The sequence below is a fragment of the Psychrobacter sp. LFX-11D genome, from assembly GCF_904846475.1.
Classification (GTDB): Bacteria; Pseudomonadota; Gammaproteobacteria; order Pseudomonadales; family Moraxellaceae; genus Psychrobacter; species Psychrobacter cryohalolentis.
Genome location: NZ_CAJHAV010000009.1, coordinates 1 through 14434 on the forward strand (window position 1 = coordinate 1; position 14434 = coordinate 14434).

Annotated in this window: 10 protein-coding genes; 2 read left to right on the forward strand and 8 right to left on the reverse strand. The window is 41.2% G+C overall.

Features of this window, described 5'->3' with window-relative positions; translation table 11 throughout:
* Positions 1 to 94 precede the first annotated feature (94 nt).
* Positions 95 to 2356, reverse strand: coding sequence for a tetratricopeptide repeat protein (locus JMX75_RS07960; RefSeq protein WP_201531925.1), 2262 nt, complete (start codon positions 2354 to 2356; stop codon positions 95 to 97).
* Positions 2357 to 2629: 273 nt separating this feature from the next.
* On the reverse strand, positions 2630 to 5587 hold the full coding sequence (locus JMX75_RS07965) for a valine--tRNA ligase (protein ID WP_201531926.1): 2958 nt from the start codon (positions 5585 to 5587) through the stop codon (positions 2630 to 2632).
* Positions 5588 to 5917: 330 nt separating this feature from the next.
* On the opposite strand from JMX75_RS07965, the gene JMX75_RS07970 reads away from it, so the two are divergent.
* Positions 5918 to 7003, forward strand: coding sequence for a formate/nitrite transporter family protein (locus JMX75_RS07970; protein ID WP_201531927.1), 1086 nt, complete (start codon positions 5918 to 5920; stop codon positions 7001 to 7003).
* Positions 7004 to 7291: 288 nt separating this feature from the next.
* Here JMX75_RS07970 and JMX75_RS07975 read toward each other — a convergent pair whose 3' ends face one another.
* The 6 genes from JMX75_RS07975 to JMX75_RS08000 all read right to left on the reverse strand — a co-directional run bounded on the left by JMX75_RS07975 (position 7292) and on the right by JMX75_RS08000 (position 12658).
* Positions 7292 to 8215, reverse strand: a complete 924-nt coding sequence (locus JMX75_RS07975) for a bile acid:sodium symporter family protein (RefSeq protein ID WP_201531928.1) — start codon at positions 8213 to 8215, stop codon at positions 7292 to 7294.
* Between the two features lie 399 nt (positions 8216 to 8614).
* Complete coding sequence (locus JMX75_RS07980; protein ID WP_181209634.1) at positions 8615 to 9151, reverse strand: YbjQ family protein; 537 nt, start codon at positions 9149 to 9151, stop codon at positions 8615 to 8617.
* 51 nt (positions 9152 to 9202) lie between these two features.
* Positions 9203 to 9679, reverse strand: a complete 477-nt coding sequence (locus tag JMX75_RS07985) for a YbjQ family protein (RefSeq protein WP_201531929.1) — start codon at positions 9677 to 9679, stop codon at positions 9203 to 9205.
* 139 nt (positions 9680 to 9818) lie between these two features.
* Complete coding sequence (locus JMX75_RS07990; protein ID WP_020444290.1) at positions 9819 to 10376, reverse strand: UPF0149 family protein; 558 nt, start codon at positions 10374 to 10376, stop codon at positions 9819 to 9821.
* A gap of 337 nt (positions 10377 to 10713) precedes the next feature.
* Complete coding sequence (locus JMX75_RS07995; RefSeq protein WP_011281113.1) at positions 10714 to 10950, reverse strand: PA3496 family putative envelope integrity protein; 237 nt, start codon at positions 10948 to 10950, stop codon at positions 10714 to 10716.
* 193 nt (positions 10951 to 11143) lie between these two features.
* Positions 11144 to 12658 carry a hypothetical protein gene (locus tag JMX75_RS08000; protein WP_201531930.1) on the reverse strand — a complete coding sequence of 505 codons (1515 nt, stop codon included), beginning with the start codon at positions 12656 to 12658 and terminating at the stop codon, positions 11144 to 11146.
* Positions 12659 to 13109: 451 nt separating this feature from the next.
* Here JMX75_RS08000 and serB point away from each other — a divergent pair, with 451 nt between their 5' ends.
* The gene (gene serB, locus JMX75_RS08005) at positions 13110 to 14312 is read left to right on the forward strand and encodes a phosphoserine phosphatase SerB (RefSeq protein ID WP_201531931.1); all 1203 of its coding nucleotides are present in this window, start codon (positions 13110 to 13112) and stop codon (positions 14310 to 14312) included.
* Positions 14313 to 14434: the final 122 nt, after the last annotated feature.

Below are 14434 nucleotides of genomic sequence, written 5' to 3' on the forward strand. Positions count from 1 at the left end.
AGGTCATGCCATCTGCTAAGCTTTTAAGAACTTGTTTGCGATAGTCTAGTGAGTAAGTCATAATGATTAAGTATATCTATTGAGATGTTTTATCCTATAACACTTTTATATTTAATACGCTATATTTACATTTTTTCAACTTTTTTCTAATATATCTATCTTTAAAATTAGTAGGTATAGCATTAAAAACATCAGCCATCTTTTCTAAATAACTTAAAGATTCTTTATAATTACTTCTTTGGAAGAGTGCGTCAGCTCTCCTGTAATTGAGTTGTACTTTCGAATCGTAATAGGTTTTATGTATAAAATCATCAGCTTGACTAATACTATCTTCTAAAAGGTTTAAAATCTTTTGTGCCTTTTCAAAATCATTTTGGAATAGATATCCACGTGCTAGTGTTACAGAAACTAAATGAGATTTTGGATCAAGCTCATATGCTTTTTCAAAATTATCAACAGCTTCATTAATGTTTTCTTCAGATACTTGTAAAAACTTACCAAACCAGTAATGAAGTTGTGGAGTTTCTGGTGATAGTAGTATAGCTAATTCATATTGTTCTCTAGCGTCTGAAGTATTACCTATTTTTTGAAATAAGTATGCTTTAAATCTTGCGACCTCAAAATAATCAGGTGCTAATCTATGTGCTTCATCAAGGCGGTTTATTGCCTCATCATATACAGAATTATTAATGAGCCCATATATCGTTTGAAGCTCTTTAACTATAACTCTATCTGACTTTTCTCTAAATTGAATATTGAAAGGAGCATATTTATCAGAAGTATTTTGATTCATCTGTCTTTCAAAAAGGGAGTTTAACTTATTCCTCTTGTCTCTGATTTTCTTCTGAAAGGTATTAGATGGTTTGTGATGTTTACTAAGATATGAACGTGCTAACTCAGAAAGTTGATACATTGTTTTTACACTTGAGTTCTTAGCATCAGATCTTTGCGATAACATATTTGTTGACATTAATTCTAGAATAGCCTCTTGGACTCGGATGGAATCAAAATCATTTAAATATGCCAATTCTGGCAACCCCATATGACCACTTGCACATTGCATTGAAGTAGTTATTTGTTGAGCATCCTTAGACAGATATTGATAAACGTTTGACATACAAAAATCTAGAAAACTTCCTGAGTTTTGCAATACTGTCTCGATACTCATACCAGTATTTACAGAGCTTACGAACCATTTGATATAACTAGGGTTCCTATGCATCCTATTTACGTAATCTCGTAATTTCTTTTCAGGTAAGGTACTAATAGCATTTACACTACGAATTTTTGCAACCATTCTCAACAATTGAGAAGCATACTTTTCTTCAATCCCTTGAAGCTTTATAGGGTATTCATATGCACCTAAACCAATTCTTGAAGTAATTATAATCTTACTTCCTGGAGGTAAAGAACCAACGAAACGCTTGATATTTTCATCCATAATAGTTTCAAGATTATCAATAAATAAAGCTATCTTAAACGTAGCTAAATACTCAATAACTTCATCAAAAGTATAAGCATAATCTTTTGAATTATCTCCCATAACTTGTGCACCAATTTCTTGTATAACACCTAAGGAAGTATTAATTGCTCCTTTTATTTCCCTAATTTCATGTAATGTTATTTGAGTAGTTTTAGATGTTACCCAAACTACGGCATCAAACGACTTTTTATCTTCTATTAATTCATATGCTACCTTCAAAGCTAAGGCAGATTTACCTACACCACCTTCACCCACAATAGAGATTACCGGGAAACTTCCATAGCATAACTTTTTAATCTGCTCGATTTCCTGATCGCGACCTATTAGTCCAGTTTCATCAAAATCTGGCATAGGTAAATTGTGGTTAATTACGTTATCATCATCTAAATTAGTTATGTTCAATGACAGCACAAAGCTTGGATTTCTTTTAATCTTATTTAACGTATCACTGATGCTTTGCCATGAGATATTCGTATCAAAATCTATTAAACTTTCACAGAAGTTCGTAACATTTGGCAAGTCATCAAAATTCAGAGGACGTATATGCATCACTCTGTTTCTAACAGAAACGAGTGTTTCAAGTTCTCTAGTAAAATGCTTAATAGTTTTTATAACATTATCAGGGAATATTTCCTTATTCGAGTTTATAGTTTGAAAAGTATCACCCAAATCGAAGTAATCGATTAACTCTCTCAACTCTATATCTTCGAAAATACCTCCAATATCCTTTTCAATCCTTATTTTTGCTCTTTCTCGTAATTCTTTATTAATGCTGCTTTCGTCAATAATATATTCTTTAACCAGACCTCTTAAATCCTCTTCGAGAGAAGATATCAATGCATATGCAGTCATTCTAGTTATATTAAATGCCATTTTATGTATCCTTTTTTGTTGCTTCAATACTGTAAAATATAAAGAAGATGCTTATAGCCTATTGATACTAGCGTATCAATTTAATTTTGAGCTGGTTATAGATATATAGCTATTGAATACTAAGTTAAACTAAAAAATCTGATAATAATAGCACACAAATATTCAGTTAAATGGTAATACTAATGATGCACTAGAGAACTAATCAGTAGACAATAAAAAACGCCATCACAAGTGTGACAGCGCTTTTTATTACTACAGATATTTACGTTTTATTTACAACGCTTTTAACTGCTCCATCTGCGCCGTCATCGCCGTCAACTGCCCTTCTAGCTCAGCCAGTTTCGCTTTTTCAGCATCGACTACTTCCGCAGGTGCTTTACTCACAAAGCCTTCATTACCAAGCTTACGCGCGATGCCTTCGGCTTGACCTTTCAACTTATCATATGACTTACCTAAACGTGCTAGCTCAGCCGTTGGATCAATCAGACCTTTCATCGGTACGAGTACACGTAACTGACCGACCATACTTGATGACGATAGTGGCACTTCACCACCTTCTTTGACGATCTCTAGGCTCTCAACTTTGGCAAGCGCTTTGAACTGGTTTTTGATACGTGATAGACGCGCATCTTCATCGCTAGAGATATTTTGTAGTAGCACTGGCAGACGTACGGCATTGCCCAGTTTCATCTCACCACGGATGTTACGGACGCTAGCGATTAGCTCCTGTAGCCACGCCATATCCGCCTCAACCTGCTCACTGATTTGTGCCTTATCCGTTTTTGGATAGTCAGCGACCACGATGCTATCGGTGTTTTTACGACCTAATAGTGGCGCAACCGTCTGCCAGATTTGCTCGGTCAGATACGGCATGATTGGATGGCTAAAGCGTAGCGCCGTCTCTAGCACATGCAGCAGTACATAGCGGATTTGCGCTTTGCGCTCGTCAGACACCGAGTCATCATTCAGACTGGCTTTGGCAAGCTCAACGTACCAATCACAGTACTCATTCCAGATGAACTCATAGATATCTTGGCTGACCATATCGAGACGATACTGGGCGAAATGCTGATGGATATCGGCAACGGTAGAGTTCAGACGACTCATGATCCATTTTTCTGGCAATTCCCAAACGTCAGGGTTTGCCGCTTGGTCGATAGGCTTGGCAGTACCTTCGCTATCGACACAGTTCATGAGTACAAAACGGCTGGCGTTCCAAATTTTATTACAGAAGTTGCGATAGCCCTCGACACGCTTTAGATCAAAGTTGATATCGCGACCGGTACTGGCCAATGAGGTAAAGGTAAAGCGCAATGCATCCGTACCAAAGGCTGGGATGCCTTCAGGAAACTCTTTACGCGTTTGCTTTTCGATTTTGGCCGCGTCTTTTGGATTCATCATATTGCTGGTGCGTTTTTCTACCAGTGCTTCTAGATCAATACCGTCGATTAGGTCAATCGGATCTAAGACGTTACCTTTAGATTTTGACATTTTTTGACCATTGCCATCACGTACCAGACCATGCACATAGACAGTCTTAAATGGTACTTGCGGCGTGCCATCTTCGTTTTTCACGAAATGCATGGTCATCATGATCATGCGAGCAACCCAAAAGAAGATAATATCAAAACCTGTCACCAACACGCTGGTTGGGTGGAAGGTGTCCATCACGCGTGGATCAGCGTTGACGTCTGCCCAGTCAAGCGTACTGAACGTCCATAGACCAGAGCTGAACCACGTATCGAGCACGTCATTATCTTGGCGCAATACGATATCATCGCTTAGATTGTACTTGCTACGCACTTCCGCTTCGTCACGGGCGACATAGATTTCACCCGTCGCATCGTCATACCATGCAGGGATACGATGTCCCCACCATAGCTGACGGCTGATACACCAGTCCTGCAAGTCGGTCATCCACGACATATACATGTTTTTATATTGTGCAGGAACGAATTCAATACGACCATCTTCTACGGCATCAATCGCAGGCTTGGCAAGCTTACTTACTGCTACATACCATTGATCGGTCAACCACGGCTCAACGATCGTACCGCCACGCTCAGCACGCGGGGCTTTGAGCGCGTAGTCTTCGATATCTTCTAGCCAGCCTTGCTCGCCCGCTTGCTCGACAAGGAATTTACGCGCAGCAAAACGCTCAAGCCCTGCATACTCACTTGGCGTGGTCTCTAATGTTGGCTCACGTGTTTGCAGATCAGGATAAACTTCCATCGCTGGCAAAATTTTAGCGCGCTCATCAAGGATATTAATCAATGGCAAGTTATGACGACGACCAAGTTCATAGTCATTAAAGTCATGGGCTGGGGTGATTTTTACGCAGCCGGTACCAAATTCGATGTCAACATAATCATCGGCAACAATAGGCACAATGCGACCAGTGATTGGCAAGGTAATGGTTTTGCCAATCAAATGCGCGTAACGCACATCCTTTGGATTAACCGCAACGGCGGTGTCACCCAGTAAGGTTTCAGGGCGCGTGGTGGCGACGACCAGATAGTTTTTACCCTCTTGGGTTTGCAACTCTTTATCAGTGAAATGATAGCGGAAATGCCATAAACTGCCTTTTTCATCGACGTTTTCTACTTCTAAATCAGATAATGCGGTTTGGAACTTAGGATCCCAGTTGACCAAGCGTTTACCACGATAAATCAAACCATCGTCAAACAGACGCACGAACACTTCTTTAACCGCATTCGATAAGCCATCATCCATGGTAAAGCGTTCACGCGACCAATCGACCGAGCTGCCAAGCCGACGAATCTGACGGGTGATATTGTCGCCCGACTCTTCTTTCCATTCCCACACTTTATCGATAAAGTCTTCACGCGTCATATCACGGCGCTTAATACCTTGCGCCTCCAAACGACGCTCAACCACCATTTGGGTGGCAATACCTGCATGATCCGTACCCGGTTGCCACAACGTATTGTCACCATCCATACGGTGATAACGGGTCAGCGCATCCATAATGGCATTATTAAAGCCATGACCCATATGCAGTGAACCGGTGACGTTCGGTGGCGGCAAGGCGATAGAGAACGACTCATCTTTATCAAAGCTTGGCTTAAAATAACCACTGTCTTCCCAGCCTTGATACATGCCTGCTTCGACATCGCTTGGATTGTAGGCGTTCTCTAATTGACTTAAGGCGGCTTGAATAGATTCGGTCAGGTTGCTCTTGGTATTTTCAGGGGTATTAGGAGTACTCATAATAGAATGGTCTTTTATTAAAAATGAATGTGGTCAAACAAAGTTATCGAAAAATAGGGAAAATAATTAATAGAGTGATTTTAACGTAGATGGGCAGATTTTGTTAGATGCTAAGGTAATTTATCAGCCTTACAGCGCGTCATTACGCCCCTAACACCAGCAAATAGCAGAAAACACCAATAAACAACCGCAATCGGCTGAACTTCCAACAAAATAAATCCTAGTCGTGTTATAAAATATAGGTGATGCGAGAACTTATATAGTTATCGTATAGCATAATAAATGGCGTTTTTATCCTAAAATGATAGCCTGATAAATAGCGAGCCAACTGTGTCCCAAGATACTGAGCACACTTATAACAATAGCAGCCACTCTAAATCTGACAAGATAGATGATCAGCGCTTGATTGATGAGAGCGCTAATCATCCATCTAGTACTAAAAATAAAGATATTAGCGATGCGGATACGCCAGACGATACTAATGCAAAAGAAAACTTGGAATACGAAGACTTCTCTGAGGATATTAGCAAAGAAGACCAAGAAACCATCAAAAAAGTCGCTAATGATGACAATTTAAGTCAAGCAAAAAGCTATGCCAGTATCTTAGTCGAGCAAGTGATGGATGCCAGAGAAACTTTTGAGCGCTCACTTGGCTCACTATTTACCAGTGCTTTTACCGCTGGCCTTGAGATTGGCATCAGCTTTTTTATGATTTTAGCGGCTTTTGCGCTATTGAGTGGCGTGCTACCGAGCCATTATGCTGTGGTACTTGCCTCCCTACTTTACCCGATTGGTTTTATTATCGTCGTCATCGGTCAGTCGCTATTATTTACCGAACAAACCTCACTCTTAAGCCTACCTGTGCTCAATAAAATCGAACCGCTCAATAAGCTGTTACGCCTGTGGGGCATTGTCATCGCTGGCAACGTCGTTGGCGGCTGTTTATTTGCGGCATTAATGATAGGTTTAGGTTTAAATATGCAGCTATTTAGCGTCAGCGACATTGATATTTACGCCGAGCATATCTTAGGGTTTAGATGGTGGGTAATATTTGGCAGTGCTATCTTGGCAGGTTGGATGATGGGCGTCACCGCGTGGCTTGTAACCTCAGCGCGCGATACCCTTAGCCGCATCGTCTTGGTGACGCTTATTACTGGCAGTATCGGATTTTTAGGTTTGCATCATAGTATCGTGGGTAATATCGAAGTATTCTCAGCCTTGCTCTATGGCAATACCGTCAGCTTAGGGCGTTATTTGCTGTTTTTAGCCGTGGTGTTGGTCGGCAATACCGTCGGCGGCGTGGTATTTGTCGCGATACTTAAAAACCGTACCTTCCTATTTGAATTAGCCAAAGTAAAAGAAGAAACAGCTAAGGATAAGTTAGAAGCAAAAAACAATATCCGTGGACCTTACTAGAGACAATCAGCACGGTATTTTTAAATCTAACGCTAAAACTCTATAACCAACTTTAACTATAATAATTCCATTGAAAAACAGTACAAGGCTGCTGGGATAAATTTGACGCAGCCTAGAGAGTGCAAAGCACACAGCAAGCAAGCAAAATTTACCACAGTAGCCCTTTATAACCTTTGTACTTATTTTATTTAGCACTGACTATATCGAAAGCGGTTATGCAGCTTTATAACTAAAAAATTATAATCGAGCAATTATGCCTGAGTAATTATACAAATAACTCATCCCTATTTACAGCATACGCGCTGCCAACACACTACTTTCTATCTCAGACTTTCTTAACTTATTGTGCCGAGCGCTAAATATACGCACCAAAATGCCTGCCGTTAGGAACATTACCAAGGTATAAATAGCTGGCATCATCGACATATCGTAGTTAGATAATAGCGTTAATGCCATAAATATCGACAAGGTACTGTTTTGTAGACCGACTTCTAGCGTCACCGAAGTCCTTTGCGCTAAGTTAAGACCGAACCATTTGCTACTATAATAACCGAGCGCCATGGTTGAGACGTTTAATAATACCGATACAGGGCCGGTAGCGATAAAGGCGTCGACAATGATATCGCGTTGTACATAACACAAAAACAGCACTAAAAACGTTAAAAATATCACCCCAAATCGAGACACATAGACTTGTGAGCGATCGGCGACTTTTGGTGCGTAGCGTTTAATCAGCATCCCAATGCTAATAGGTACAATCGTCAGTACCACTAAGGTAAGCACGGTTTTTACTACCGGCAATTCAAACTCACTACCGCTGCCCATAAAATAAATCAATGAAAAACTCAGTACAATGGGAATGCTAAATACCGTAATAACGCTGGCAATCGCTGTCATCGTCACCGACAGCGCCACATCGCCTTTAGCCAAATAGGTAAATAAGTTTGAGGTAGTGCCGCCCGGACACAGAACGAGGAGCATAACTCCGACGGCGTATTCTGGGCGTAATGGCATGATATTAGCTAGGGCAAAGCCAATAATTGGCAACAGTATCAGCTGATTGGTCAAGCCTATACCGACAGCTTTTGGGTATTTTAATACCCGTTTAAAATCATTGGTAATCAGGGTCAAACCCATACCCATCATGATTAAAAACAAGCAAATAGGAATAACAACGGTATTTACTAAGGTGACTAGAGCCAGACTTTCCATAAACTACATCCTTGTAGATAAGACCTATTGCTAGGTCAATTTATAATGATTAAATGATGCCTGATTAGCAATCCTTGCTAATGCTTATAGATAACAAACATCACCCGTTTTAAACGATTCTCATTTCGAACGATTTTTTATAGCATCTTTCATAGCAATGTTATTGCTAACTATCAACAATAATTAAGAATTAATAAAGGGAGTATATAGGTCAAAAGTCAGGTTTAGCTGTTTTATTCAACGACTCACCAGTCAAATGCAGAATATAGAGATTGAGTAAGAGTAAAAGGGATTGTAACGAGATTAAATGAGAGTGTTTAATGTGAGCTTTTGGATAATTTGGATTTTGATAATTGGCGTTAAATACTTTTAGTTAAATAGCTATGACGGTATAAACGCTTATTTTTTGGAAATATTGATTGAGGTTTTGGCAGGAGTATTGCTGAAAGCATTATTGGGCGCTTTAGTAGAATTTTCAGTACTCATAACTGCCGTACCGTAAGCGATCGCTTCGACCATACTACCCAATTGATTTATATTACTGACTTCAAGACGCAAACCATAAATATGATTATAGCCTTTTGCCTGTGCTTGGGTGCGCATACGTACTAGAGCTTCACGGCGGGCACGATCAAGCAAGGTCTCATAGGTGGTGAGATTTTTACCAAAGAAACTCAGCACTTTGGCAATGACCATTTTAAAATAATCTTGCGCAATAACGACGCTACCAAGCACCAACTCACCCTCAGACTGCGACACTAGTTTTGGTACATAAAAACGCTCACTTGAGACAATAATATGGCTCAACTCAGCTTCGGCAATAGTCAATCTTGCCAAATGCTGACGCTCATGACGCGCACCAAAAAACCAGCCAACTATAAATAAGACCAGCAGCGGCGCATAGTTCATCAACATTTGGCTGAACGATTGATTCATGGAACGTCTCTTATCATCAAAAAGGCTACCTGTCAGTGCTTGAGCGTAGTCTTATTCACCAAAAGGATTAAAGCGCGGTAAATCATCAGGTGACTTTACTGTTGAAGGCTGAGCAACTGACGCCACAGGCTCTTCATATTGAGAATGATGATTTGATGACTGATTCGGCGGTTGATTCGTTGATTGATGGACAGGCTGTTGTGGCATCCGTACGGCTTTGACCGCTGTACCGTAAACAAATAGCTCAGAGGCACCTTGTGCAATACTAGAGGTCGAGAAACGCAGTCCAACCACTGCATCAGCGCCCAACGCCTCAGCTTTGACGATCATACGATCAATCGCCTCTTGACGCGATTCTTCTAACAGCTCCGTATAGGCAGTGAGTTCACCGCCTACGATGTTTTTTAGACCCGCAAATAAATCTTTACCAACATGCTTTGAGCGTACGGTACTGCCGTATACCACATCCAAGCGCTCAGTAATCTGATAGTTGGGCAAGTGCTCAAGATTGGAGAGTTGGACAGTCATAGTACAGCCTTATTGGTAACCTACAGAATTAGTGACTTACAGAATGATAAAAACGTATCGCCCGTTCAAGATAAAAGCACGATACTTTAAAACGCATTAAAAAGCACATTGCTCAAATAATTTATATTGAGCAAACTCTTTAGTCGTTAGTATGGAACAACAAAAACAGCTCAGTTAAGTTGCCTTCGATGCTGTTTACCATTTGTACCATTTTATCTTGGTCTTTACGCATCTCAGCAAGCTCAGGGTCTTCATCATCGATACCACTCAGCACAATCATCGGCAAGGTCAAAACGGCCACATCTTCTGCAGTCTCTTCGTTTTCCATCCAATCACTGGCTTCATCACCATACATTGCATCCACAAAGCCAATCGACCAAGCAACGATATCTGAATCATCAGAAAAATCGACCGCCACTTCTTCATTGCCCGCATCTTCACCAAACGGTAGCTCAATAGGCGTCTCGTTTTTTAGCTCAGCGATGATCGACTCGCGCCAGCGCTGAATACCATCAATCACGTTTGCTGGAATCTCGCTCACATTATCTTCAAACAGTGCTTCTAACCAATTAGGCAGTGGACGCCCAATAACCGTCGCAGTCAAAAAACCATGAGTCGCAACACTATCAAGTACAAATGCGCTTTCTTCGTTGTCTAAATAATCGAGTAGTTCATCGAAACTAAGTTGGTTGGTCATGGTGTCGTTGTCCTTGAAAGATGGATTGCGTCATGCGCAATAAATAAGGGTTATATAAAATAACGAGAGGTATAAAGATGACGATTATCTTGAATAAGTCAATCTACCCAAAGATTTTTTAAATCAATCATTGCTAAAGTACAGCTGTGAGAAATAGCTGGTTAAATAGGTGCTGTTCACTATTGATACTATTAAAATCAGAACCTAACCAGCTTAGCACAGCACACTTAGGACAATTAGTTAACGATGGTTAGCTAATAGCCATAATAGTGCAAATCAATACTTAAAAAGTATTCGCAAAATATTTGCGTGATAACCTTATTATAGCGATGACGAATTAAAGTTCGTCATCATCCCAATCATCGCCATCTTCATCAAAATTATCGATATCGTCTAGATCATCCTTTAGCTCTTTAGCCAAACGTTTTTCTTCTAGCAGATTATCAATTAGACGACGCTTCTCAAGGCTACTTAAGCGTGTACGTACACTCGTCTCTGCTTCTTCAACCATCTTTGCATCATCATCATCAACGAAATCATCATCAAAATCGTCATCAATATCAGCATCACTCATGACCAACTCCTATCTTTTTTGGCAAAATTACTGAAAAGTTATCAATATATATATGCCTTATAAAGTCTCTATTAAGCCTTGTCAATGCTTTTTATTACTATGACGCATTTACAAGTCAACAACAAGACACTATTGGTCATTATCGCGCGGGCAATTGTAGACAATTTCTGCAAGTTAAATAGAGTATCTAATCCTACTCTTCTGAGTCATCGATCATCAATACCGCATTACGCACATCGGCCAAACGCTGAATCATCGCATCATTACCACCATCGAATATCGCGCATTCACGCTCATAAACCGTCGTTGGACGCATGACGCTTTGTACTTGTACGTGATGACTGATTTGTTTAAGACCACCATTCGGCAATAAAATCAGCATCTGCTCTTTTTTGCCGACGCTATCTAGCAGATGCGTCATGGCATCGACTTGGGCATTGTCACTCACACCAGCTTTGGCTGGCAGGGCAAATCGTGACAGCTCAATATGCTTATCATGAATAATTTTATTCAGCATCAAGTATAGCTTGGCTAGCATCACGCCTGCCAATGCAACTTTTGCATGGCTATTCTCTGCTTTAAGCATCACATAAGCACCACTTTCATCAAAGTGTGGTTCATTGATTGCGCTTACACCCAACAACAATGGCTGTTTCAGTAACTCAGTCACCGCTTGGTTTAGTAGCTGCGTACAGAGTGCCAAATACGGCAGACGTTGAGACGGTGCCAAGCGCTCAAGCATATTAAACTCATCATGAAAGACAATCTGGACGCTGACACTATCAAATGCTCTGGTAGCAGACAATCGAGAGACATGATTGTTAGCATGCTGGCTACTGTCTTCAGCTTTATAAGCAGTATGATCATTGACATCACTGTCTGTCATATTACTGGCAGCATCCGCAGTTGTACCGTTAGTATTATCATCGAGCATCGAATCTTGATTCTGCTGGGTTCTGACATACTGATTGACAGCACTATGAATATCTAATTTACGCGTATTAGGTTGCTGGCTATACGCTGTACTGGCAGCTGCTTGACCATTAGATTGACCGTCATGGACCAAACGATCACTTTGGCTAGTACCTGTTTCACCACTATCACTATCAGCAGTAGACATTGATTGACGACGTTCTCGCTCACGAGCATAACCACGCTGATCAAGCTGCGTATATTGCTCACGATGCAAGTCTTGAACATCGCGGCTGATGGCGTTGATTTGCTCTCTGGTTGGACGAGCGATATAGCTGTAAATCAGCCACAGCAATAAATGCAGCACCATCGAACCAATCACAAATGGCCATTGCATGGCGATGATTTCACCCTTGCTAATATCCTTTAGAGTCAATGCCACACTACCGATGACCGCATCGCCTTTGGTTGCAATTTGACTAATGGTATCACCCTGCTGCATCGGCGCATTGCCGACAGGCACCAAGATATCGCCATTATTGTCTTTAATCAGGATGCGAGTCACGTCTTGTTCGCTGGTATAGCGATTGGCAATAACGCTTAAGCTGACGCGGTCTTTATTTTCTAAAGACAGGCGCGCTTCGTCAATGAGCTGAGCGACCATTTGCTCGCCTTTTTGCGCACGACTGTTGCTCAGCTGTTGATCGGTACTGATGACCAATAATAGGGTTTGCAAACAAAAACTAACCAGAAGAATGATGGCAAACAACCCTTGCCGCGGCGCTAAATAGGTCATGATATGGGAAACTTTTTTGGATAAATGGAGTTAAAAAACGAGGCTATTGCTCATTCGCTCATTTTTGCAAGAGTATGCAGCTATATTTGTTCAATTCAATACCGCATTGTCTAAATAATCTTTTTTTATAAGACTGATTATTAAACGCTGCTATCGTACAGTAGTTATGTTGTGCAATTATGTGTGGCGCAAGCATTTAAGCAGTATTTACGACTCGCTTACCCACTCATTGACATCTACTATATCACCATAGTAAGGGTTATGGCGTTAGCGAGTATCATAATTTTTTTGTAATGAGTCATTTCAATTTTACGGAGATTTTTTTGCAACAGTCGCCGTTTTATTTGCTGTTTTATTCGCTACTGATACTTTGCGTCTCATCTATAGTAGCTGCTTACTAAAGCTGTTATTATTCCTAATCTTATATCAGCATACAAGGGACAATTGAGCGATGCCAAACAATACCTCTTACTCGTTACCAAAAGACAGCAAAGCATGGCAACAGGCGGTTGATTCCGTGGCCTCGTTACTACCAGAGGGTACCAATTTACAGGATTTTGATGCACTACAATCCTTGCCTATTTTTGCTTTGATTGTGGTATTGCCGACGCATGTATCTTCACTTGATATCCACCAGTATGTACAATCATGGGTTGATGAGCAGCCAAATTGGCATTTGGTCACGGTTGCAGAAGATGCTGATGCCAATTTTGTAGATGTTGAAATTGCTGATGTAGACACGGCGCAACCTTTTGCCAAACGCTCATTTATCGATGTGCAAGTGTTCCGTTATCTATTGGTGCCAGTGACTGATACCCTGATGCATCCTGCCAAAAAAACTGCCGCCGCACATATCATTGATGACCAATTGACCACGCGTTTGCGTCGCGACTTGACTGAAGCTTATAACAACGCTCAAAACGCCGTCGTAAGCGATCACTTAGATGTTGTAGATTGTCATATCTTATCGGTCGGTCATATGCTGCGCACTCATAAGCTTGCCTGCTTTGATATGGACTCTACGTTGATTGAACAAGAAGTCATCGTTGAGCTGGCAAAAACGGCAGGTATTGGCGAGCAAGTAGAAGCCATCACTGAAGCCGCCATGCGGGGCGAGATGGATTTTGATGAATCTTTTGCGCAGCGCGTGGCGTTATTGCAAGGTATTCCAACCAGCGTGCTTGATGAAATTTGCAGTCGCTTAACATTATCGACAGGTGCCTTGGCCACCATTAGCGCTCTAAAAGCGTTGGGCTATCATACGGTCCTTGTATCCGGTGGCTTTACGTACTTCGCTCGCTATATCGCCGAGCAATTGGGTATTGATGAAATACACGCCAACTCATTGGATATCGAAGAAGGTGAAGTCACCGGTCATATACAGTTGCCTATCGTTAATGGTGCTAAAAAAGCGGCTATCGTCGCCCATACGGCTGAGCGCCTAGGTATTACGATGTCTCAAGTGGTTTGTGTCGGTGACGGCGCCAATGACTTACCGATGATGGCACTGGCCGATTTGGGCGTGGCTTTTAATGCCAAACCTATCGTACAAGCGCGCGCCGATGCCGCTGTGAATGTCACAGGGCTTGAAGGGGTACTATATGCGCTAGGCTATCCTGCATTTGTACGCAGCAGTGAACGCAGCAAAGTTTAGCTAATTATAAAAGATATCGAACCAAAAGCTGGGCTTATACATTTTAATTGGTCCAGCTTTTATGGTTTATTCTCTGCTTTACAGTGTTTTTTGGCGCTACTATACTGCCATTCGCGATTGTC

Excerpts from the sequence above, each read along its gene's own strand:
- JMX75_RS07960 (WP_201531925.1), bottom strand. The coding sequence starts at position 2,356 with ATGGCATTTAATATAACTAGAATGACTGCATATGCATTGATATCTTCT.
- JMX75_RS07965 (WP_201531926.1), bottom strand. The coding sequence starts at position 5,587 with ATGAGTACTCCTAATACCCCTGAAAATACCAAGAGCAACCTGACCGAA.
- JMX75_RS07975 (WP_201531928.1), bottom strand. The coding sequence starts at position 8,215 with ATGGAAAGTCTGGCTCTAGTCACCTTAGTAAATACCGTTGTTATTCCT.
- JMX75_RS07980 (WP_181209634.1), bottom strand. The coding sequence starts at position 9,151 with ATGAATCAATCGTTCAGCCAAATGTTGATGAACTATGCGCCGCTGCTG.
- JMX75_RS07985 (WP_201531929.1), bottom strand. The coding sequence starts at position 9,679 with ATGACTGTCCAACTCTCCAATCTTGAGCACTTGCCCAACTATCAGATT.
- JMX75_RS07990 (WP_020444290.1), bottom strand. The coding sequence starts at position 10,376 with ATGACCAACCAACTTAGTTTCGATGAACTACTCGATTATTTAGACAAC.
- JMX75_RS07995 (WP_011281113.1), bottom strand. The coding sequence starts at position 10,950 with ATGAGTGATGCTGATATTGATGACGATTTTGATGATGATTTCGTTGAT.
- JMX75_RS08000 (WP_201531930.1), bottom strand. The coding sequence starts at position 12,658 with ATGACCTATTTAGCGCCGCGGCAAGGGTTGTTTGCCATCATTCTTCTG.
- serB (WP_201531931.1), top strand. The coding sequence starts at position 13,110 with ATGCCAAACAATACCTCTTACTCGTTACCAAAAGACAGCAAAGCATGG.